This window comes from Winogradskyella aquimaris, assembly GCF_042676105.1.
Classification (GTDB): Bacteria; Bacteroidota; Bacteroidia; order Flavobacteriales; family Flavobacteriaceae; genus Winogradskyella; species Winogradskyella aquimaris.
In genome coordinates this window covers 192,284-212,497 of record NZ_JBHTJQ010000010.1, presented here as the reverse complement: position 1 = coordinate 212,497, position 20,214 = coordinate 192,284, and the positions used below count along the sequence as shown (strand labels likewise).

Genomic DNA, 20,214 nt, shown 5'->3' with positions numbered 1-20,214 from the left:
CGATTCAGAACAACAATCTTATCTATTTACCGATACAGAAATTGGCAAAAATGTTCCCTAATAAGTCGTCGTTGGTGATTTCACCTGTGATCTCACCAAAATGGTAAAGTGCCTGCCTAATATCAATAGCCAATAAATCACCAGACAAATCAGTATCCAACCCATGTTTTACTTTTTGAATCTCTTCAAAGGCCTTTAAAAGCGCATCGTAATGTCGTGTATTGGTAACAATAGTTTCGTTATTTCTTAAAGCACCAGTGTTAATAAGGTTTAATAATGAGTTGGTTAACTGCTCAACACCAAAACCTGTTTTTGCCGATAACAACAATACATCCGCTATGGTGGTATTAATTTTTGCTAATTGCGTATCATCCAAGCGGTCTATTTTATTAGCAATAACCAATAAAGGCTTTTGTGGGTATTTATTTCTTATTTTTTCAATTTCAATTCTGACTTCCTCGAGTGAATCTATAGTTTTACTAGCATCAAAAAGATATATGGTCACCTGGGACTGTTCAATTTTTTCAAAGGTCTTCTTGATTCCAATACTTTCTACAACATCTTTAGTCTCTCTAATTCCTGCAGTATCTATAAACCGAAATCCAAAACCACCTATAGAGATTTCATCTTCAATAGTATCCCTTGTTGTTCCAGCAATTTCAGAAACAATAGCGCGCTCTTCGTTTAAAAGCGCATTTAAAAGTGTAGATTTTCCTACATTGGGCTCGCCTACTATAGCAACCGGAATCCCATTCTTAATGACGTTACCAACCGCAAAAGAATCAATTAACCGTTTTAATACAAATGTAATACGCTCTATAAGTTCCTTAAACTGGGTGCGGTCTGCAAACTCTACATCTTCCTCTGCAAAATCGAGCTCCAATTCAATTAAAGAGGCGAAATTTAAAAGCTCTTCCCGTAGCCTTGCGATTTCTGAAGAAAATCCCCCTCGCATTTGCTGCATGGCAATTTGATGTGCGGCTTCATTATCGCTACTAATTAAATCTGCTACAGCTTCTGCCTGACTCAAGTCCAGTTTGCCATTCAAAAAAGCACGGAGCGTAAACTCTCCCGCAGCAGCCATTCTACAGCCTTTTCTTAAAAATAATTGAATAATCTCTTGTTGAATATAGAGAGACCCATGACAAGACACCTCAATAACATCCTCTCCAGTATAAGAGTTAGGATTCTTAAATACAGAAACCAAGATCTCATCTAGGGTTTTATTACCATCCACAATATGACCCAAATGTATCGTATGGGTTTTTTGGTTCTGTAATGTCTTACCCGAAACCGATTTAAATACCGATGAGGCTATGGCAATGGCATCTTTACCCGATAGCCTTATAATGGCAATGGCTCCGCTACCAGAAGGAGTGGCAAGGGCTACGATGGTATCATTATGCATACGCAATTACTTTATTGCAAAAGTATTGTAAAATATGGTATTGTTAAAAAACAGTGATTACTATTTAAGATTTAATTCACAATCAAATCCTAGAATAATGACCCTATGTTGTTATATTTGCGATTGAAAAAAAGAAAAGGATTATAATGAGAAAAATATTAATGTTACTAGCAATAGGTATTGCTATTTCCAGCTGTAACCAAAGAAAAGATTCAGAATATGTAATTAATGGGAATGCTGAGGATGTTCATAACGGTATAAGAGTTCGGTTGGCCCAAATTGATGAAAAGGGACAACAAGTTATCAAGGACTCTGCCATAGTAATGGATAATAAATTTACCATCAAAGGTTCTGTTGATGAGCCTGGGATCTACTTTTTATCTGCAGACGGGAGCCCAGGGAATGTAGTCTTCATGTTAGAGAATAGCGATATAACTATAGATTTTAACAAACAGATTCCTATGGAATCGAAGGTTACTGGTTCTGAATCCAATAAGAGTTATGAGGCATTTCAAAATGGTATGCTTCAGTTTAAAGAGGAAGGTGGAGCGATTATGACAAAGTTTAGAGAATTGGGTAACGAGCCCGCACCTGAACAAAGAGATTCCATTAAAAACGTTATGGAAGATCTAAGAGAACGCCAAAGGGCCTATCCATTAAAGTTTGTTCAGGAAAACAACGACAGTTATTTTAGCCTTAATCTCATTCAATTAGAATCTAGTAGAGCTGGGTTTGATATTCTAAAATACCAGGAAGCATTTGAAAGTTTTCCAGATTATTTAAAAAACTCAAATAGAGGCCAAATTGTAAAACAAAAGTTAGATGAACTTTACAAGGCATATGAAAAAACGGCTTACCTAGAAATTGGTAAAATAGCTCCTAATTTTGAATCCCAAACACCAGATGGCAAGGTTGTAAGTCTTAATGATCTAAGAGGTAAGGTTACTATTATTGATTTTTGGGCAGCATGGTGTGGCCCTTGCAGAAGGGAAAATCCAAATGTTGTTAAAGTTTATGAGCAATACCATGATAAAGGTTTAGAAATCATAGGAGTTTCCTTAGATGGTGCACCAAACCAAAAAGACCCTAAAAAAGCATGGTTAGACGCCATTGAAAAGGATGGTTTAGAATGGCACCATGTGTCCAGTCTTAAGTATTTTAATGACGATGTAGCTAAACTGTATAATATTGAATCTATCCCTGCGACTTATATCTTAGATGAAGAAGGAAAAATTGTTGCAAAGAACTTAAGAGGCTTTGCTTTAGAACGTAAAGTAAGACAGCTTATTTTAGACCTTTAAATGTAGGATACACAGATATTTTTAAAGCCTGTAATTACAGGCTTTTTTTAGTGCAATTTACCAGTTTTATAAAGTACAAAAAGAATAATAATTGGAATGGCAAGCAGGCCTATATGCCCAAGATCCGTTTTAAACAAACTAGGCATTAACATTAAGGTTACCACATAACCACCAACTGCACCACCAAAATGTGCATCATGACCAATATTACCTATTCTGTTTTTCATACCATAAATTGAATATAATAAGTAGCCTATACCAAATATGTAACCTGGTATTGGAATGGGAACAAAAAACATGTACAAGTTCATTTCCGGTCGAATCAAAATGGCAGCATATAATATACCCGTAACAGCACCACTAGCACCAACCGCAGAGTACCAATACTCTTCTTTATGAAAGTATAATGAAAGTAAATTACCGAAGACGAGACTCGCCACATAAATAATAATGAAGTTTAATTGACCTAATGCAAAAATCACAGCATTAGCGAAAAAATATAAGGTCAACATATTAAAAAGTAAGTGGGTGGTGTCCACATGTAAAAAACCAGAACTAAACATTCTTATTTGTTCGCCTCGCCTTATACTACCCACATTAAACTTATATTTCTCGAAAAACAAACGGTCGTCAAAACCCTTTAGTGACACAATAACATTTACCGCAATAATGGCAATGGTAACAGGATTTAAATTGTACATAAAAAAATCTATTGAATCAAATATAATATATTTGCGCTTCAGAACGAACTCGCTTTTATGCAACTTATTGCCTACATCCTTATTTATCCTATTCTTTGGCTGGTTTCTATATTGCCATTTAGACTACTTTATGCTTTATCCGATGTTTTATACTTTTTTCTTTATCGGATCTTTGGTTATAGAGCATCTACTGTTAAAGCCAATTTAAAGTTAGTGTTTCCAGAAAAGTCTGATAAGGAAATATCTACCATCACCAAAAAGTTTTATCACCATTTGTGTGATATGACGTTAGAGTCCATTAAATCGATGACCATCTCTAAAACTGAACTGGCAAAGCGCTATAAGTTCACCAATATTGAACTAATCAAAGATTTAGAAAAAAAGGAGCGTAGTATTGTATTAATGTGCGCGCATTACGGCAGTTGGGAATGGATATTTATACTTCAAACCTATATTAATTACAAAGGATATGCGATATACAAGCGTTTGAGAAATAAATATTTTGATAGGCTTGTAAAACGCATAAGAGCAAGACACAATACCTACCTAATTACAACCAAGGAAACATTCAATGTTTTAAATGAAAGCAGAAACAAAGGAGAATTAACTATTAATGGTTTTGCTTCCGATCAGTCTCCTAAAGTAAATAAAGCCTACCATTGGAATGAATTCATGGGCATTAAAGTGCCAATGCATACAGGTGCAGAATTACTTGCTAAAAAACTCGATATGGCTGTTGTATTTTTTAGTGTAAAACGTATAAAACGCGGGTATTACGAAACGACTTTCAAAACCATTACCGAAAGCCCTAGAGATTACAAGGACTATGAGATTACCGACATGTTCTTTAGATTGGTAGAAAAGCAGATTATCGAAGCTCCTGAGTACTATTTATGGACGCACAAACGCTGGAAACATAAGGATAAAAAGCCTGTTAAATCATATTAGTCCAAACTAAACCAACCCTCTATATTAACTGAGTCCGAATGATTTTTTAGCAGGGATTTATGAATGAATTCATTATTATCCCTAGAATATTCATAATCCTTGGACCATTCTTCGTGATGTTCTGCAAGTGCTATAATACTATCACAAACATATTCCATTTCTGCATTAGTCGTGGTAGGATGAATAGACATACGCATCCAACCTGGTTTACGCACTAACTCTCCAATGGAAATTTCATCCGTTAATTCTCTAGACATTTGTTGGTCTACATGCAATAAAAAATGACCATAAGTACCTGCGCAACTGCAACCTCCTCGTGTCTGAATTCCATATCTGTCGTTCAATAATTTTACACCCAGATTATAATGCAAATCATCTATATAAAATGAAATGACACCCAAACGGTCTTGGTGTTGACCTGCTAGGATATTGATATTAGGAATGGGTTTTAATTTTTTAAAGATAATATCTATTAACTCGTGTTCGCGTTCTAGGATATTTTTTACTCCCATTTGCTCCTTCAACTTAATAGACAACGCTGTTTTTATGGTTTGAAGAAATCCTGGTGTTCCTCCGTCTTCCCTATCTTCAATATTATCGATGTACTTATGTTCTCCCCATGGGTTTGTCCAGCTTACGGTACCACCACCTGGACAATCAGGCACCATATTATGATATAATTTCTTGTTGAAAACCAAAACACCTGAAGTACCTGGACCTCCTAAAAACTTATGTGGCGAAAAGAAAATTGCATCGAGCTGCTCATCCTTGTCATCAGGATGCATATTTATTTCTACATAAGGTGCAGAGCAAGCAAAATCCACAAAACATACTCCACCATGTTGGTGCATCATTTTAGCCACTTGGTGATATGGTGTTTGAATGCCTGTAACGTTAGAACCACCTACAATAGAGCATATTTTAAGTGTTCTATCTTGATATTGTTCTAATAATACTTCTAAATTATCCAAGGAGAATAAACCATTCTCATCTGGTGGCACTACTTCAACTTTGGCCATGGTTTCTAGCCACGATGTTTGATTTGAATGGTGTTCCATGTGAGAAATAAATACTACAGGTCGTATTTCATCAGGAATGTCAGTATAGTCCTTTAAGTTCTCTGGTACTTTTAATCCTAGAATACGTTGAAACTTATTCACCACTCCTGTCATGCCATTACCTGTCACAATAAGTACGTCATCCTCATTAGCATTAACATGGTCTTTAATTATATGTTTAGCCTTATGATAAGCTTTAGTCATTGCAGTACCAGAAACAGTAGTTTCAGTATGCGTATTGGCCACAAATGGACCAAATTCATTGACGAGTTTTTCTTCAATGGGTCTGTACAAGCGCCCTGAGGCTGTCCAATCTGTATAAATTATTTTTTGCTCACCAAATGGTGATACAAAGGTTTGATCTTGACCAATTATATGCTTTCTAAATTGCTCGAAATAAGCTTCAAGCTCAGTGATATTTTCCTTCGTTGTTTCAGAAATCATATTCAAATTTACTAAATATTAGCGACAGCTTTTATTTCGGCAATAAATCGATCTGCTATATCATCTGCCGCTTTTTGCGATTGCGCTTCGGTATAAATACGAATTATGGGTTCGGTATTACTCTTTCTAAGATGTACCCAACTATCCGCAAAATCAATTTTAACACCATCTATGGTTGTCAATTTTTCATGACTATAGTTAGATTCCATAGTCTTCAAAATTGCATCAACATCTAATTGCGGTGTTAATTGAATCTTCTTTTTACTCATAAAGTAATTAGGGTACGTTGCTCTTAATGCACTAACCGATAGTTTCTTTTCAGCCAAAAGACTTAAAAATAACGCCACACCAACTAAGGCATCGCGTCCGTAATGCAATTCAGGATAAATGATACCACCATTACCTTCACCACCAATCACCACATTGTTTTTCTTCATTAATTCTACCACATTAACCTCTCCTACCGCACTGGCTTCGTATGTTCCCCCATGTTTTTCGGTAATATCGCGTAAGGCTCTAGTAGAGCTCATATTGCTTACTGTATTTCCTGGGTTTTTACTCAATACATAATCCGCACAAGCCACTAGGGTATATTCTTCACCAAACATCTCCCCTATTTCATCCATAAAGGCTAAACGATCTACATCAGGGTCTACTACTATACCAAAATCGGCATGCTCTTTCACAACCGCTCTTGCTAAATCCCCTAGATGTTCTTTTAAAGGTTCTGGGTTATGCGGAAAATGACCGGTGGGCTCACAGTAAAGTTTTACAGCCTCAACACCCAATCGTTCTAATAACAATGGTATGGCAATACCTCCGGTAGAATTAACACCATCTACCACGACCTTAAAATTAGCAGCTTCAATGGCACTTTTATTTACCAATGGTAAATCTAAAACCTCATCAATGTGCAAATCTATGTATGCATCGTTTTTAATTATCTTACCTAAATTGTCAACCTCAGCAAAGGTCATGTCGTTTGCTGCAGCTATATCAAGAATCTTCTTTCCTTCTTCACCATTTAAAAACTCACCCTTATGGTTCAATAGTTTTAGGGCATTCCATTGTTTTGGGTTGTGACTTGCCGTTAAAATAATACCACCATCGGCATGTTCCATAGGCACAGCAACCTCAACAGTTGGTGTGGTGGACAAACCTAAATCTATCACATGAATACCCATGCCAACCAACGTATTCATAACTAAACTCTGAATCATTTCACCAGAAATACGGGCATCTCTACCAACAACTACTCTGTAGTTTTCCTTATTACGTTGTTGCTTTATCCAAGTGCCATAAGCAGCAGCAAATTTCACAGCATCGATAGGTGTTAAATTGTCTTCTACTTTTCCTCCAATGGTTCCACGAATTCCAGATATTGATTTTATTAAAGTCATAGAATTTTGATTTTGAGCAAATATAACATGTTAATCCTATTTTGTTATTATGAATTTGTAAATTCGGGCAATGAACTTCCTTGCCCACATATACCTCTCTGGAAATAATAAACTCCTAACCATTGGGAATTTTGTTGCAGATGGTATTAGAGGACGAAATTATAAAACTTACCCAAAAAAAGTACAAGCTGGAATTCTGCTTCATAGGGAAATAGATACCTTTACAGATGCACATCCCGTCTTTAGGCAAAGCACAAAACGTTTACATCAAAATTACGGCCATTACAGTGGTGTTATTGTAGATATTTTTTATGATCATTTTTTAGCTAAAAACTGGGACAACTATTGTGACACTCCTTTAGACCAATATGTTGATGACTTTTACCAAGTACTCAACAATAACTTTGACATCCTACCAGACCGCTTTAAACGCCTCACACCAATTATGATTGAAGGAAATTGGCTCTTAAATTATGCAACTATCGAAGGTATTCAAAGTGTATTAAATGGTATGAACAATCGAACGAAGGGCAAATCTAAAATGAATGAAGCTACAAAAGAACTTCGAACATATTATTCTGAATTTGAAGAGGAATTTACAGCCTTTTTTGAAGAACTCAAAGCCTTTAGTAAAACGAAACGTATCGATTTAGTAAAGCAATTTAAACTATGAAGTTTTCTAAAATCATCATATTACTTTTTATATGTCTTGTCAGTTGTAAAAATAGACCAAGTACAACCCTAAGAGGTACCTTGGCGAAAAATGCTATGGTCGTCAGCGCCCGAAAAGAAGCATCTGAAATCGGTGTGCAAATCTTAAAACAGGGTGGCAATGCATTTGATGCTATGATGGCAACCGAAATGGCGCTAGCGGTCGTTTATCCTTATGCGGGCAATCTCGGCGGTGGTGGCTTTTTGGTTTACAGATTGGCTGATGGTACAAAAGGAGCACTTGATTACAGGGAAAAAGCACCATTAGCGGCATATAAAGACATGTACTTAGATGATAAAGGAAACGTTATAAAAGATTTAAGTACAGTAGGAAGTAAGGCCGTTGGTGTACCCGGCACTATCGCTGGGATTTTTGAAGCACAGCGCAAACATGGAAGGCTTGATGTTGAAACGATATTACAACCCGTCATTGATTTGGCTCAAAACGGATTTGTAGTTACTCAACACCAAGCCAATCGTTTTGCAGCATACGATAGCATTTTTGAAGCTGTAAATGGTAAACAACTAATTTTCAATAAATCAATAAGCGCAGGTGATACCTTAAAAAACCTAGCTTTAGCCAATACACTAAAACGAATTTCTTCATATGGTGAAAATGATTTTTATAATGGTGAAATCGCAGAGGTTTTGGTTGATTACTTCAAAGCTAAAGGTAGTGTCATTACCGCGGAAGATTTAAAAAAGTATAAACCTAAATGGCGAAACCCTATAACTTTTAAATACGATGATTTGGTCATCACTTCAATGTCCCCACCGTCTTCAGGGGGTATCTGTTTAGGACAAATTATGAAAATGATTGAACCTTTTGATCTGAATGAATATAACCACAACTCGCTAAAATACATTCAAGTTTTGGTCGAAGCCGAAAAGCGTGCTTATGCAGATCGTAGTTACTATTTAGGTGATCCTGATTTTGTGGGGATTCCTACAGAAACTTTACTGAGTGACAACTATCTTGAAGAAAGGATGAGTACCTTTTCCTTTGGAACCCCAACACCTTCCAATGAATTATCCTATGGCAAAATTTCGGGTTACGAAAGTGATGAAACCACCCACTACTCTATTGTGGATCAGTTTGGTAACGCTATAGCCGTTACCACAACCCTAAACGGTGCTTACGGCTCAAAATTATATGTTGAGGAATTAGGCTTTTTTCTAAATAATGAAATGGATGATTTCAGCAGCAAACCTGGAGTGCCCAATACATACGGTCTTATCGGTGCTGAAGCCAATAGCATAGCCCCTGAAAAACGAATGCTTAGTGCTATGACACCAACCATTGTAGAAAAAGAAGGTAAGCTTTACATGACACTAGGTACACCTGGAGGATCTACCATCATTACTTCCGTTCTACAAACCATATTAAATGTACATGAATTTGGTTTTTCTATGCAAGAAGCTATCAATGCACCACGATTTCATCATCAATGGCTACCAGACGAAATTAGAATGGAACCGAATTCTTTTGATAAAAACCTTATGAATCAATTAGAACATTTGGGCTATCCCATTAATCAAACCCGTTCATCGATTATTGGTAAAGTCGATGGGGTTTTAGTATTACCCAATGGAACTTTAGAAGGTGGCGCAGATTATAGAGGTGATGATACTGCTCTTGGGTTTTAACATTGTTTTAAAACATACAATTGAACGATATCGTATCTTTAGCTTCCGCAAGTCACCAAACACTTAACCCATAAAACCATCCATTATGAAAAATTACATTGTATATGCAATGCTTTGCATGTCACTTATCTCATTTTCCCAAGGCACACAGCTTTTAAGACAACCAACACTTCACGGCGATGATGTCGTCTTTGTTTATGCTAACGATCTTTGGAAAGCCTCCACAAAAGGTGGAACTGCTATTAGATTGACTAGTGATGAAGGCTATGAATCCAATCCACATTACTCCAATGATGGTAAAATGATTGCTTTCACAGCACAATATGATGGAAACGTAGACGTCTATGTCATGCCTTCTGAAGGAGGAGAGCCAAAACGTCTCACCTATCATCCAGGTGGTGATTATGTACAAGGATGGACACCAAATGGTGAAGTATTGTTTCGATCTGGTAGGGAGTCACAACCAACCATGACCAACAAATTCTTTACGGTATCATTAGAAGGTGGCTTACCCAAAGCATTGGATATTCCAAGAGCCGCTTATGGGGAAATGTCGCCAGATGGTAAACATTTGGCTTACACACCTATTACGGGCTGGGATGCTGAATGGAGAAATTACCGTGGTGGTCAAGCAATGCCAATCTGGGTGGTTGATATAAAAACTAAAGCATTGACGAGAACGTCACAACCGACAAAAGAACGTCATCTCGATCCTGTCTGGCTCAATGGCTTAGTATACTTTATGTCCGAACGCGATTACACCATGAATATCTGGTCATTTAATCCTTCAACTAAAGAGGAAAAGCAAGTCACATTCCATAAAAAGTTCGACGTAAAAAGTTTAGATGCCAGCAATGACAAAATCGTATATGAACAAGGTGGATATCTGCACCTTTACAATCCAGCAACGGGAGCTACAAATCAGTTAAATATAGACGTGAAAGCGGATCTCAACTTTTACAGATCCAAATGGGATGATGTTTCCGCTCGACAACTCACTAATCCTAATGTTTCACCAACAGGCAAACGTGCAATATTTGAACATCGTGGTGAAATCTTTACGGTACCAAAGGAAAATGGCACTTGGATGAACCTCACCAACTCACCTGGAGTTGCAGATAGAAGCCCTATTTGGTCACCAAAAGGTGATAAAATCGCTTGGTTTTCTGATAAAAGTGGTGAGTACCAATTAATGCTAGCTGACCAAAATGGCGAAAATGCTGAAGCTATTTCATTACCAAATCCAACCTTTTACTTTCAACCGGACTGGTCTCCAGACGGCAAGTATATAGCCTATACCGATACACATTATAATATTTGGATTCTAAATTTAGAAACTAAGAAAACAAAAAAGGTAGATACTGATCGCTATGCACATCCTAACCGTTCCATGAACCCAGTTTGGTCACCAGACAGTAAATGGATTGCCTATGCGAAACAACAAGACAGCCATTATAAGGCCATTTTTGCTTACAATGTAGATTCAAAGAAAGTAATCCAAATAACCGACCCACTGGCTGATGCCATAACGCCAGTTTGGGACGCTTCAGGTAAATATTTATATACTCTAGCAAGTACCAACTACGGTTTACAAAGTGGTTGGTTAGATATGAGTAATTATGATCCAGCAGCCAATCTTACTCGGAGTTTATATGCTATTGTACTCAGTAAAGAGGATAAAGCTCCTAACCTTCCTAAAAATGATATGGAAGAGGTCAAAAAAGATGATAAAAATGAAAAAAAGGATGACAAAAAAGATGATAAAAAATCGTCCGAGGAGGTAACAGTGACCATCCATGAAGAAGGTATTTTTGATCGTGCCGTCGCTCTAAATTTGCCAGACAGAAATTATGTCGCGCTGCTTAAAGGTCCTAAACATCATGTATTTATTGCAGAAGCTATTCCTAATGAAAGAGGACTTAAAGTCCACTCTTACGATGTTGAAAAAGAAAAAGCAACGGATTTTGCCACTGGTGTGTCCCAAATGGTTGCCTCAAATGATAGAAAATCTATCTTACTTTCCCAAAATGGAAGTTGGGTCTTAACTAGCACGTCAACACCACCAAAACCGGGTAAGGACAAATTGAATATTAATATTAAAATAAAGCTTGACCCCAAAGCTGAAGCACACCAAATTTTTAAAGAAGGCTGGCGCTACATGAGAGATTTTCTTTATGTAGATAATGTGCATGGGGCACCATGGGATGACGTTTACCAATGGTATGCGCCTTGGATAGACCATGTACGCCATAGAACCGACTTAAATTATGTCGTGGATATTATGAGTGGCGAAGTTGCTGTAGGACATTCCTATGTTTCTGGTGGTGACTTTCCAGATGTTGATCGTGTGCCCGTTGGACTTTTAGGTTGTGACTTTGAAAAGGTCAATGGTAATTATAAAATTTCAAAAATTTATACTGGTGAGCGCTGGAATCCTGATATGGAAGCGCCATTATCACAACCTGGTATCAATGTAAATGAAGGGGACTATATCCTTTCTATTAACGGGAAAACGTTAGATGACAATACCAATCCATATCAACTTTTAGAACAAACGGCAGGTAGGGAAATCACTATCGTTGTGAATGACAAGCCTAATACAACCAATGCAAGAACCGTATTGGTTAAGCCTGTTTCTAACGAACGCATGCTGAGAACCATGGATTGGATTGAGAGTAATCGTCGTAAAGTGGATGAACTCTCTAATGGAAAATTAGCCTATGTCTACGTACCTAATACTGGCGGTGGCGGATTTACCTCATTTAACAGATATTATTTTTCACAGCAAGATAAAAAGGGAGTTGTTATTGATGAGCGTAACAATGGTGGTGGCTCTGCCGCCGACTATATGATTGATGTAATGTCTCGTGAATTGTTTGGGTACTTTAATAGCAAAGCTGGTGATAATCGTCCATGGACAACACCAATGGCAGGTATTTGGGGACCAAAAGTAATGCTCATCAATGAACGCGCTGGTTCAGGTGGTGATTTACTACCTTATATGTTCAAAATGAAAAATATTGGACCATTAATTGGAACGAGAACCTGGGGTGGACTTGTAGGAACCTGGGATACACCACGTTTTATTGATGGTGGACGTATGGTAGCACCGCGAGGAGGCTTTTATGATGTTAATGGGGAATGGGCCGTTGAAGGTGAAGGTGTAGCACCAGATATTGAAGTTATTCAGCATCCAAAAGAAACCAGTAAAGGTAATGATCCGCAATTAGAACGTGCCGTTCAAGAGGCCATGAAGCTTTTAAATGGTAATGAATTCAAATTGAAACCAGAGCCAGAAGCTCCAGTACGATGGAAACGACCTAAAGGGTATAAAAACGACAATTAATATAATTGTCTTTGCATGAAACCATACGATGTTGTCGTCCTAACGGACAGTAATTATGCTTATCCCAAAACCATAAATGACTATGTAAAAAATGTCCTTGTTGAAGATGCCTTGGTTGTCAATGCATTGGGAAAGCTAGGGCTCAAGGTCGTAAGATTGGCGTGGGACGACCCCAACTTTGATTGGTCTTCCACAAAGGCCATACTTTTTAGAACCACATGGAACTATTTTGACAACTTCCATAAGTTTTCAAAATGGTTGAATAAGGTTTCTAAATTGACGCATCTGATCAATTCAGAAGCCCTTATACGTTGGAACATTGACAAACATTATTTGCAACAACTAAAGGCGAAGGGTGTTCATACTGCAGAAACCTTGTTTATTGAAAAGGGCGATCATCGAACGCTTGAAGAATTACATCTAGAAACTGGATGGACCGAGACCGTTTTGAAGCCTTGTGTCTCAGGTGCTGCAAGACATACTTATAGATTGAATCCTGAAAATAGAAGTAATCATCAAGGAATTTATGAGGTCCTTATTGCACAAGAGTCAATGATGCTACAACCGTTACAAAAAAACATCATATCAGAAGGCGAAATCTCAATGATGGTATTTAATGGACAGTTTGCACATGCCGTACTTAAGAAAGCTAAATCTGGTGATTTTAGGGTACAAGATGATTTTGGGGGTAGTGTTGAACATTATCAACCAACAAATGCTGAAATTGAATTTGCACTTCAAGCGGTTAAATCTTGTGACGAACAACCCTTATATGCCAGAGTGGATATTTTTAAGGATAATGACCAACGCATTGCCCTTGCAGAGCTCGAACTCATAGAACCAGAGTTATGGTTTAGACATTATCCTGAAGCTGCCTTGGTTCTAGCGGAGGGCATTAAGAAAAAACTTTTAGGTTTGTCATGCTAAATATAAATCGTCATCTTGTAAATAATTAAATAAAAACTAACGTGCCAAAACCATCAAAAACAAAACGTATCCTAAAAATTATTGGCGGAATCATTATCTTTTTCACGCTACCTACCCTACTCTTTTTTGGGTTTATGTATCTTAAATACGATGAAGAATTACCTACTGGTATTCAAGGAAAAGAGGCTGACCAACTGGCTACCTCAATGCTTCAAGCCTTAAATCACAAAGCCTATCTTAATACGGATTACCTCGAATGGACCTTTAAAGGCATTCATCATTACAAATGGTATAAAACGGATAACATCTGTGAAGTATCTTGGGATGCCATGACCGTTATATTGGACTTTGATGATATGAATAAATCCAAAGTATTTGCAGGACAGCAGGAATACAACGGTACTGAAAAACAAGACTACATCCAAAAAGCACAAGATTACTATAATAATGACTCGTTTTGGCTAGTTGCTCCATATAAGGTGTTTGATAAGGGTACTGAGCGCCGCTTAGTACAAACAGACGATGGTAAAAAAGCCTTACTGGTCACCTATACCACAGGTGGCACAACACCAGGTGATTCCTACTTATGGCATTTGGATGATTCTGGTAAGCCTAAGCGTTTTCAAATGTGGGTAAAGCTATTACCCATTGATGGTCTTGAAGCTTCTTGGGATCAATGGACCACTACAGACAGTGGTGCCTTACTGCCTACCACTCACAAGTTTTTTGTATTTGATCTGGATATGGGTGATGTTAAAGGCTTAACGTTGCCGTAGGACTAAGACTTTGATCGCTGCCCTATAAACTGCTGGCTCTTCAACTTAAACAGTACATTAAAACTCGTTAAGCTACCATAGCTTCTGGTGATGTATTGCTGTAAATCTATTTTCTCTTGCTCATCAAGATTACTAGAATTGATTTTTTGCTCCATAACACGCAGTCGGTCGCGTACCATGGTGATTTTATGGAAAAACGTATCTATTGGTAATTCTTTGCCTTGTAGATTGGTATCCCCTGGCTCAAGAATTAGCTTACCGCCTTTCCATTTATCAGCAATGGAAACGACTTCAGAAACATCTGACCATTTTTTAAGGATTGCTTTTAAGCTTTTTTCAACCTCATAGAAACTTACGGTATCTACATCGTCTTCAGCCGCTTCAATCACTTCGAAGTCTTCATTGAGCTCTAGAGTTTCTAATCCTTTTTCTATAAACGTTACCCAATAATGTTTTGAGGTTACATTGGTAACCACTCCCTTACCGTATTCTGAATGATTAATGCGTGATCCTATTCCAAGTAAATTCATAGTTTGTGTATTCTGTTATTTGTATAACAAGTATACTAAATCTCTATTAGAATTTTGTAGTTGTTGATCTATAAAATGAGTGGATGTGTTTTCCATTTTAAAGACATGCCTTGTATATGGAGTATACATGGAGTACACATGGAGGAGCTATGGAGGAGTTCTAATTTTGAATTTTTGCTAAAAACTATACTTTTTAATTCGTTTTATGTATTCATTTGACATTGACGCAAAACCTTTGACAAGCTCAGGATGGCTCTCAAAAACGTATTTTACTGTCAGTGGCTAGGATTGATTTGGTATTTGGTTGTTTATTTAAAATCCACTATTTTTAATCATCCTCTTTTAAAACCTAATCAATAGCCGTATCCCAAAAAAAGTTTAGATGATATGGACTATTACGTTACTTTCTGGAATTTAGAAAATCTCTTTGACATTGAACATTCGCCAAGGCGTACCGAAAAATTACAACGTGCTATTGGTAGTGACGTTAAGGGTTGGGGACCTATAGAACTTGATAGCAAACTAGAACAGCTTAACCGCATCATAGTGCAATTGAATGCTGGTAACGGACCCGATATTCTTGGTGTGTGTGAGGTTGAAAACGCCCATGTCCTCAACCTACTGATAGATAAAATGGGTGTTTTGAATCGTAATTATGCTTTGGTGCATGACGATTCTGATGACCGCCGTGGTATTGATGTTGCTTTTATCTACGATGCTGACCTGTTTACTATTGAAGAGGAGAACGGTGAACCTAAGGTTTTTGATCATTTTGTATTGCGCAGAACTGCTACTCGCGATATTTTACAGGTTAATTTTTTGACTACTCATAGCCAAGGGCAACAGCGCTTGGTGCTTATTGCCAACCATTGGCCTTCTCGTAGTGGTGGACAGTATGAATCTAATGGTTACCGACAGATTGCAGGTGAAACGTTAAGTTATTTCCATCAACGTATACGAGAAGTTCATGGTGATGATACCCCTGTGCTAGCTATGGGCGACTTTAATGATGAGCCCTTTAATGAGTCGCTTACTCGCTTTGCATTGGCCTTACGCAGTAGAGCCCGTGTGGTACGCGGTCGCATTCCTTATTTTTTAAATTTAATGTGGCCATTGATGGACTATGGCACTGCTAGCTTTTACTTTGGAAATCAGCCTAATATGCTCGATCAGTTTTTAGCTAATGAAAATATGCTAAAGCAAAACAGTACTATCAACGTTGTTATGGATTCCGTGCGCATTGAGCAATTTCCTGAAATGGTTAAATCTGGTGCCTATGGTGTGCCCAAAGCTTTTGGTGGTATGGGCAAGACGATTGATTTAAATGGCTTTAGTGATCACTACCCTATTTCGGTAACGTTGCGGGAGTCTTAAACTAAATTTTTTGTAACTATTTCATTTTTATGACTTTAGCAACAGGTATTCATGTCTAACTGAGAATACTTAGATAAAGTTGAGTTTTTGAGTTTGCTTTTTGAAGAATTTTCTGAAATTTCTTTATTTTGTTATAAACTCTTTATTTTGAACTGTTTGTGGATTAAAAATAATTTTATATGTTTGATTTTCAGTTGCTTAGTAATCTGATCAATTACTGTTTATAAAATACCGGTTTTTATAGTAGCTGACCCATCCCCTATTAACACCTTAATGAGGACCTGATTATCAGGTTATGTTTAACCAGATGTACTGCATTGCATTATGCCATAGTGCGGTATGTCCCAAATCTTATAATTATGGCAAAGAACAGTAGTTTTATTAAACTTGAAGGCACTCTGGATGGGTTGACCTTCTTTAAAAAGAATGGACAAAACTTTGTAAAAACCAAAAGCGAAGTTAACCGGAACCGTATTGCTAACGCTCCTGAGTTTCAACGAACGCGAGAAAACAATCAAGAATTTGGAGGCTCAGCCAAATGTGGTAAAGCCTTTAGAGAGAGTTTTGCTGGCATTGCCAGGGTTGTTGGTGACAGCTATCTTACCTCTCGTGTTACAGCAAAAATGCGCAGTATTGTTCCTAATGGTACAGGTCTGAGAGGTCAGCGCAACATTAACCTTGTGGATAACCTAGAGCCTTTTATTGGTTTTAATTTTGATGTCTCAACACCATTTGATAGTATTTTTAATGCTCCCTCGGTTGGACCTGATATTCCGGATACTAAGGATGGTGTGCGTTGGAACGTTGAGGATTTTAATACCGATACTTTTGTACGTTCGCCCGAAGGCGCCACTCATTTTAAGTTGGCTCTTGCTGCGGGTTACGTAAGCAATTATGAGTGGGATGCCACATTGAAGTCTTACGAACCTGTTGAAGAACAACCTAATGCCGTAGGTGTTGTAGCATACAGTGATGCCATTGCCCTTGGTGGTATGGTAGGTAGCCCTACTGGTTTTGATATTGATCTTACTGGTTTTGCACCAGTACCTGTTACTACCGCTTTATTTGCGAGTACAGCTATTGTGTTTTATCAAATGGTAAATGGTGAGTTGTATATTTTGGCTCAAGGCCATAGTATGAAAATTGCTGCAGCCAAGTAAGTTGTGCTATATTATTTTTATTAGCCCTTCTTGGTGTTGTGCTGAGAAGGGTTTTTTAGGTGTTCTTTTTTGAGGCACCAAAAAAGATACCAAAAAAGTGCTTTACTGAAAGATGAAATTACTCATTGTTTTCCACAATATTTTGAAGTTTCTCATTAATGCAACGCATTTTTCTTCGTACCTCTCGCTTTAGTCTTTGAGAATTTTCAACTCTCTTCTGTCCTTGGCTTTCAATCCTTGATTATCCTTTTCAACAAGACTTTTACAGCTCGTTATTTCTGCTTTCAGTAGTTTCCGACGTTGTCGGAATTTGGTCTTTATATATCTATACGACTAAAAGGCCCCAGTCTTGAGTTTTAGCATACCATCCATGTTTAAAGATATCTTGCTTTGGTAGAAGTACAAAGGGTATTTTCTTTGTTGCGTTTCGCATGAGATAGAGCATCAGGTTTGAGTTTATTGTTCTTTATGTGTTCTTTTTTGAGGCACCATAAAAGATACCAAAAAAAGTGCTTTACTGAAAGATGACATTACGCATTGTTTTCCACAATATTTTGAAGTTTCTCATTAATGCAACGCATTTTTCTTCGTACCTCTCGCTTTAGTCTTTGAGAATTTTTAATTCCGTTGTGTCCTTAGCTTTCAATCCTTGATTATGCTTTACAACAAGACTTTTACAGCTCGTTATTTCTGCTTTCAGTAGTTTCCGACGTTGTCGGAATTTGGTCTTTATATATCTATGCGATTAAAAAGCTCAAATCTTGAGTTTAAGTATACCTTCCTTGTTTGAAAACATCTCGCTTTGGTAGAAGTACAAAGGGTATTTTCTTTGTTGCGTATCGCTTGAGATACAGCATCAGGTTTGAGTTTGTTTTTTTTTAGGTGTTCTTTTTTGAGGCATTATAAAAGATATCAAAAAAAGTGCTTTACTGAAAGATGACATTACTCATTGTTTTCCACAATATTTTGAAGTTTCTCATTAATGCAACGCATTTTTCTTCGTACCTCTCGCTTTAGTCTTTGAAAGTTTTTAATTCCATTTTGTCCTTAGCTTTCTATCCTTGATTATGCTTTACAACAAGACTTTTACAGCTCGTTATTTTTGCTTTCAGTAGTTTCCGACATTGTCGGAATTTGGTTTTTGGAATTGTTATGCGGTTAAAGTATTGGCTTATTTAAAGTGCATTACTTTTAAACTGCAATTGCTGCCCTTCTTTTGCCGCTTTTTGGTCCATGCCTGCTCCATGAGCCATGCCAATGGCCAAACCAATTGGTAGGCCAATACCTAAAAAGGCCAAATTGCCTAGCGCCAAACCAAAAGCTACTCCCATAGGAATACCAATGGCAGCCATTCCTACCGCCAACCACTGTTGCTGGTAATAGCCTTTTGGTACTATTTTGTGCTGTTTTTCAAGATACTTTAAAATACGGTTTTGCGTGGAGCACACATGTTTGTATAGTTTGGGATCTGACGGCGCTTTTATCTTAAGTGCCGAAAGCTCCGAATTGATTGCTTTAATGGTTGCCTCTGGTAACAGATGCTTTTTTAGCTCTTGCAAGAGTTGCTGAAGCTGCTGTAATTTGCCTTTAAATTTTGGGTTTGGATTGTTAGTACCAATTTTTGTAAGGTCTATAAATGTCATTTTGCTATGTTAAAGGATACATCTATAGGTCTCACCATGGTCTATTTTGTTACAAGATTATCAACCGGTAAACATTTGGTGCGCTTAGATAAATAGGTAAGCGTCGTCTTCTTTTACCGTTTTGGTAGCGTCCTTAGCTTTTGGTGATAACTCCCGTTTTGTGGTCTTATGAAAGGTTTCGGTTTTGGACTTTAATAATCGTGATCTTAATCGTTGTAATGAGTTCATAGCAATGGGTTTTCTTCTGTTTATAAAGATACGGCTATACACTTAGATTTAGATGTCTTAATCCCCTAAATATTAAAGATTTAGCGTTTTGTTAACATTAGGGAGACGGGTGCTGGCCAAAGTGGCCCTCTTGAGTATGATGACGCGTATGGTTTTCTGTTCAGATTTGCTTCTTGTAGGTTCATTTTTGATTTATGGATTATCCATTTTTAGCACCAGTTCCAACATGTGCAGGACATAGTTTACCAATAGCCAACGCTTCTACAAAGGTTCTCATGCGGCTATCTTCAATTTCTATTATCTTATAGCTTCCAATCTGTCTTAAATCAATACCATTTTTTATAAGGTATGCCTTTGAAAAAGAGGATTGAGCTCTTAGGTGATTTGTTAATCGTTGGTTTAATCCATTTTTTGCTCTTGAGGTTTTTCCAACGTGCAAAACCTTATTATTAGATCCGTATATAATATAAACACCTTGCTTAACACTAACAGATACTTTACCTAACAACGGAAAGCTGTAAAATTGAGCATTTATTAAATTGTCGTATAAGGTCTTTACATTTTCTGACTCCGTCATAGCTTAGTGTATTTTTAATTCTTGGAAATTTTACA

The 20,214-nt window shown here is 37.3% G+C and carries 17 protein-coding genes; 9 read left to right on the top strand and 8 right to left on the bottom strand.

What is annotated here, in order from left to right:
• Positions 1–22: 22 nt before the first annotated feature.
• Complete coding sequence (mnmE, locus tag ACFQ1K_RS08670; protein ID WP_320555180.1) at positions 23–1,408, bottom strand: tRNA uridine-5-carboxymethylaminomethyl(34) synthesis GTPase MnmE; 1,386 nt, start codon at positions 1,406–1,408, stop codon at positions 23–25.
• A 146-nt stretch (positions 1,409–1,554) separates the two neighbouring features.
• Between mnmE and ACFQ1K_RS08665 the strand changes: the two genes are divergently transcribed.
• Positions 1,555–2,709: a TlpA disulfide reductase family protein gene (locus ACFQ1K_RS08665; protein ID WP_320555179.1), complete on the top strand. Its 1,155-nt coding sequence runs from the start codon at positions 1,555–1,557 to the stop codon at positions 2,707–2,709.
• Between the two features lie 47 nt (positions 2,710–2,756).
• Here the strand turns inward: ACFQ1K_RS08665 and ACFQ1K_RS08660 are convergent, their stop codons facing one another.
• Positions 2,757–3,410 (bottom strand): rhomboid family intramembrane serine protease, encoded by a 654-nt coding sequence (locus ACFQ1K_RS08660; RefSeq protein WP_320555178.1) that lies wholly within the window; start codon positions 3,408–3,410, stop codon positions 2,757–2,759.
• Positions 3,411–3,467: 57 nt separating this feature from the next.
• Here ACFQ1K_RS08660 and ACFQ1K_RS08655 point away from each other — a divergent pair, with 57 nt between their 5' ends.
• Positions 3,468–4,358, top strand: coding sequence for a lysophospholipid acyltransferase family protein (locus ACFQ1K_RS08655; protein WP_320555177.1), 891 nt, complete (start codon positions 3,468–3,470; stop codon positions 4,356–4,358).
• Here the strand turns inward: ACFQ1K_RS08655 and ACFQ1K_RS08650 are convergent.
• Both ACFQ1K_RS08650 and glmM read right to left on the bottom strand, forming a co-directional pair.
• Positions 4,355–5,860: an aminotransferase class V-fold PLP-dependent enzyme gene (locus ACFQ1K_RS08650; protein ID WP_320555176.1), complete on the bottom strand. Its 1,506-nt coding sequence runs from the start codon at positions 5,858–5,860 to the stop codon at positions 4,355–4,357. The genes ACFQ1K_RS08655 and ACFQ1K_RS08650 overlap by 4 nt on opposite strands.
• Before the next feature lie 11 nt (positions 5,861–5,871).
• Complete coding sequence (gene glmM, locus ACFQ1K_RS08645; RefSeq protein ID WP_320555175.1) at positions 5,872–7,260, bottom strand: phosphoglucosamine mutase; 1,389 nt, start codon at positions 7,258–7,260, stop codon at positions 5,872–5,874.
• 70 nt (positions 7,261–7,330) lie between these two features.
• Here glmM and ACFQ1K_RS08640 point away from each other — a divergent pair, with 70 nt between their 5' ends.
• From ACFQ1K_RS08640 to ACFQ1K_RS08620, 5 genes are all read left to right on the top strand, one after another.
• The gene (locus ACFQ1K_RS08640; RefSeq protein ID WP_320555174.1) at positions 7,331–7,933 is read left to right on the top strand and encodes an acyl carrier protein phosphodiesterase; all 603 of its coding nucleotides are present in this window, start codon (positions 7,331–7,333) and stop codon (positions 7,931–7,933) included.
• Positions 7,930–9,618 carry a gamma-glutamyltransferase gene (gene ggt, locus ACFQ1K_RS08635; RefSeq protein WP_320555173.1) on the top strand — a complete coding sequence of 563 codons (1,689 nt, stop codon included), beginning with the start codon at positions 7,930–7,932 and terminating at the stop codon, positions 9,616–9,618. Before ACFQ1K_RS08640 ends, ggt begins: the two co-directional genes overlap by 4 nt.
• An 85-nt stretch (positions 9,619–9,703) precedes the next feature.
• Positions 9,704–12,964 (top strand): S41 family peptidase, encoded by a 3,261-nt coding sequence (locus ACFQ1K_RS08630; protein ID WP_320555172.1) that lies wholly within the window; start codon positions 9,704–9,706, stop codon positions 12,962–12,964.
• Between the two features lie 15 nt (positions 12,965–12,979).
• Positions 12,980–13,891 carry an ATP-grasp domain-containing protein gene (locus ACFQ1K_RS08625; protein ID WP_320555171.1) on the top strand — a complete coding sequence of 304 codons (912 nt, stop codon included), beginning with the start codon at positions 12,980–12,982 and terminating at the stop codon, positions 13,889–13,891.
• Between the two features lie 41 nt (positions 13,892–13,932).
• The gene (locus ACFQ1K_RS08620) at positions 13,933–14,667 is read left to right on the top strand and encodes a hypothetical protein (RefSeq protein WP_320555170.1); all 735 of its coding nucleotides are present in this window, start codon (positions 13,933–13,935) and stop codon (positions 14,665–14,667) included.
• 2 nt (positions 14,668–14,669) lie between these two features.
• On the opposite strand, the gene ACFQ1K_RS08615 is transcribed toward ACFQ1K_RS08620, so the two are convergent.
• Complete coding sequence (locus tag ACFQ1K_RS08615) at positions 14,670–15,197, bottom strand: hypothetical protein (protein WP_320555169.1); 528 nt, start codon at positions 15,195–15,197, stop codon at positions 14,670–14,672.
• 387 nt (positions 15,198–15,584) lie between these two features.
• Between ACFQ1K_RS08615 and ACFQ1K_RS08610 the strand changes: the two genes are divergently transcribed.
• Together ACFQ1K_RS08610 and ACFQ1K_RS08605 are read left to right on the top strand one after the other, a co-directional pair.
• Positions 15,585–16,571, top strand: coding sequence for an endonuclease/exonuclease/phosphatase family protein (locus ACFQ1K_RS08610; protein WP_320555168.1), 987 nt, complete (start codon positions 15,585–15,587; stop codon positions 16,569–16,571).
• A 359-nt stretch (positions 16,572–16,930) separates the two neighbouring features.
• The gene (locus ACFQ1K_RS08605) at positions 16,931–17,731 is read left to right on the top strand and encodes a hypothetical protein (RefSeq protein WP_320555167.1); all 801 of its coding nucleotides are present in this window, start codon (positions 16,931–16,933) and stop codon (positions 17,729–17,731) included.
• Between the two features lie 1,175 nt (positions 17,732–18,906).
• Here the strand turns inward: ACFQ1K_RS08605 and ACFQ1K_RS08600 are convergent.
• From ACFQ1K_RS08600 to ACFQ1K_RS08590, 3 genes are all read right to left on the bottom strand, one after another.
• Complete coding sequence (locus ACFQ1K_RS08600; RefSeq protein ID WP_320555166.1) at positions 18,907–19,374, bottom strand: hypothetical protein; 468 nt, start codon at positions 19,372–19,374, stop codon at positions 18,907–18,909.
• A gap of 84 nt (positions 19,375–19,458) precedes the next feature.
• The gene (locus tag ACFQ1K_RS08595; RefSeq protein ID WP_320555165.1) at positions 19,459–19,602 is read right to left on the bottom strand and encodes a hypothetical protein; all 144 of its coding nucleotides are present in this window, start codon (positions 19,600–19,602) and stop codon (positions 19,459–19,461) included.
• A gap of 199 nt (positions 19,603–19,801) precedes the next feature.
• Positions 19,802–20,179, bottom strand: a complete 378-nt coding sequence (locus ACFQ1K_RS08590; protein WP_320555164.1) for a hypothetical protein — start codon at positions 20,177–20,179, stop codon at positions 19,802–19,804.
• Positions 20,180–20,214 lie beyond the last annotated feature (35 nt).

Bases quoted from the DNA above. Each gene is read 5' to 3' on its own strand.
- mnmE (WP_320555180.1), bottom strand. From the start codon at position 1,408: ATGCATAATGATACCATCGTAGCCCTTGCCACTCCTTCTGGTAGCGGA.
- ACFQ1K_RS08665 (WP_320555179.1), top strand. From the start codon at position 1,555: ATGAGAAAAATATTAATGTTACTAGCAATAGGTATTGCTATTTCCAGC.
- ACFQ1K_RS08660 (WP_320555178.1), bottom strand. From the start codon at position 3,410: ATGTACAATTTAAATCCTGTTACCATTGCCATTATTGCGGTAAATGTT.
- ACFQ1K_RS08655 (WP_320555177.1), top strand. From the start codon at position 3,468: ATGCAACTTATTGCCTACATCCTTATTTATCCTATTCTTTGGCTGGTT.
- ACFQ1K_RS08650 (WP_320555176.1), bottom strand. From the start codon at position 5,860: ATGATTTCTGAAACAACGAAGGAAAATATCACTGAGCTTGAAGCTTAT.
- glmM (WP_320555175.1), bottom strand. From the start codon at position 7,260: ATGACTTTAATAAAATCAATATCTGGAATTCGTGGAACCATTGGAGGA.
- ACFQ1K_RS08640 (WP_320555174.1), top strand. From the start codon at position 7,331: ATGAACTTCCTTGCCCACATATACCTCTCTGGAAATAATAAACTCCTA.
- ggt (WP_320555173.1), top strand. From the start codon at position 7,930: ATGAAGTTTTCTAAAATCATCATATTACTTTTTATATGTCTTGTCAGT.
- ACFQ1K_RS08630 (WP_320555172.1), top strand. From the start codon at position 9,704: ATGAAAAATTACATTGTATATGCAATGCTTTGCATGTCACTTATCTCA.
- ACFQ1K_RS08625 (WP_320555171.1), top strand. From the start codon at position 12,980: ATGAAACCATACGATGTTGTCGTCCTAACGGACAGTAATTATGCTTAT.
- ACFQ1K_RS08615 (WP_320555169.1), bottom strand. From the start codon at position 15,197: ATGAATTTACTTGGAATAGGATCACGCATTAATCATTCAGAATACGGT.
- ACFQ1K_RS08610 (WP_320555168.1), top strand. From the start codon at position 15,585: ATGGACTATTACGTTACTTTCTGGAATTTAGAAAATCTCTTTGACATT.
- ACFQ1K_RS08605 (WP_320555167.1), top strand. From the start codon at position 16,931: ATGGCAAAGAACAGTAGTTTTATTAAACTTGAAGGCACTCTGGATGGG.
- ACFQ1K_RS08600 (WP_320555166.1), bottom strand. From the start codon at position 19,374: ATGACATTTATAGACCTTACAAAAATTGGTACTAACAATCCAAACCCA.
- ACFQ1K_RS08595 (WP_320555165.1), bottom strand. From the start codon at position 19,602: ATGAACTCATTACAACGATTAAGATCACGATTATTAAAGTCCAAAACC.
- ACFQ1K_RS08590 (WP_320555164.1), bottom strand. From the start codon at position 20,179: ATGACGGAGTCAGAAAATGTAAAGACCTTATACGACAATTTAATAAAT.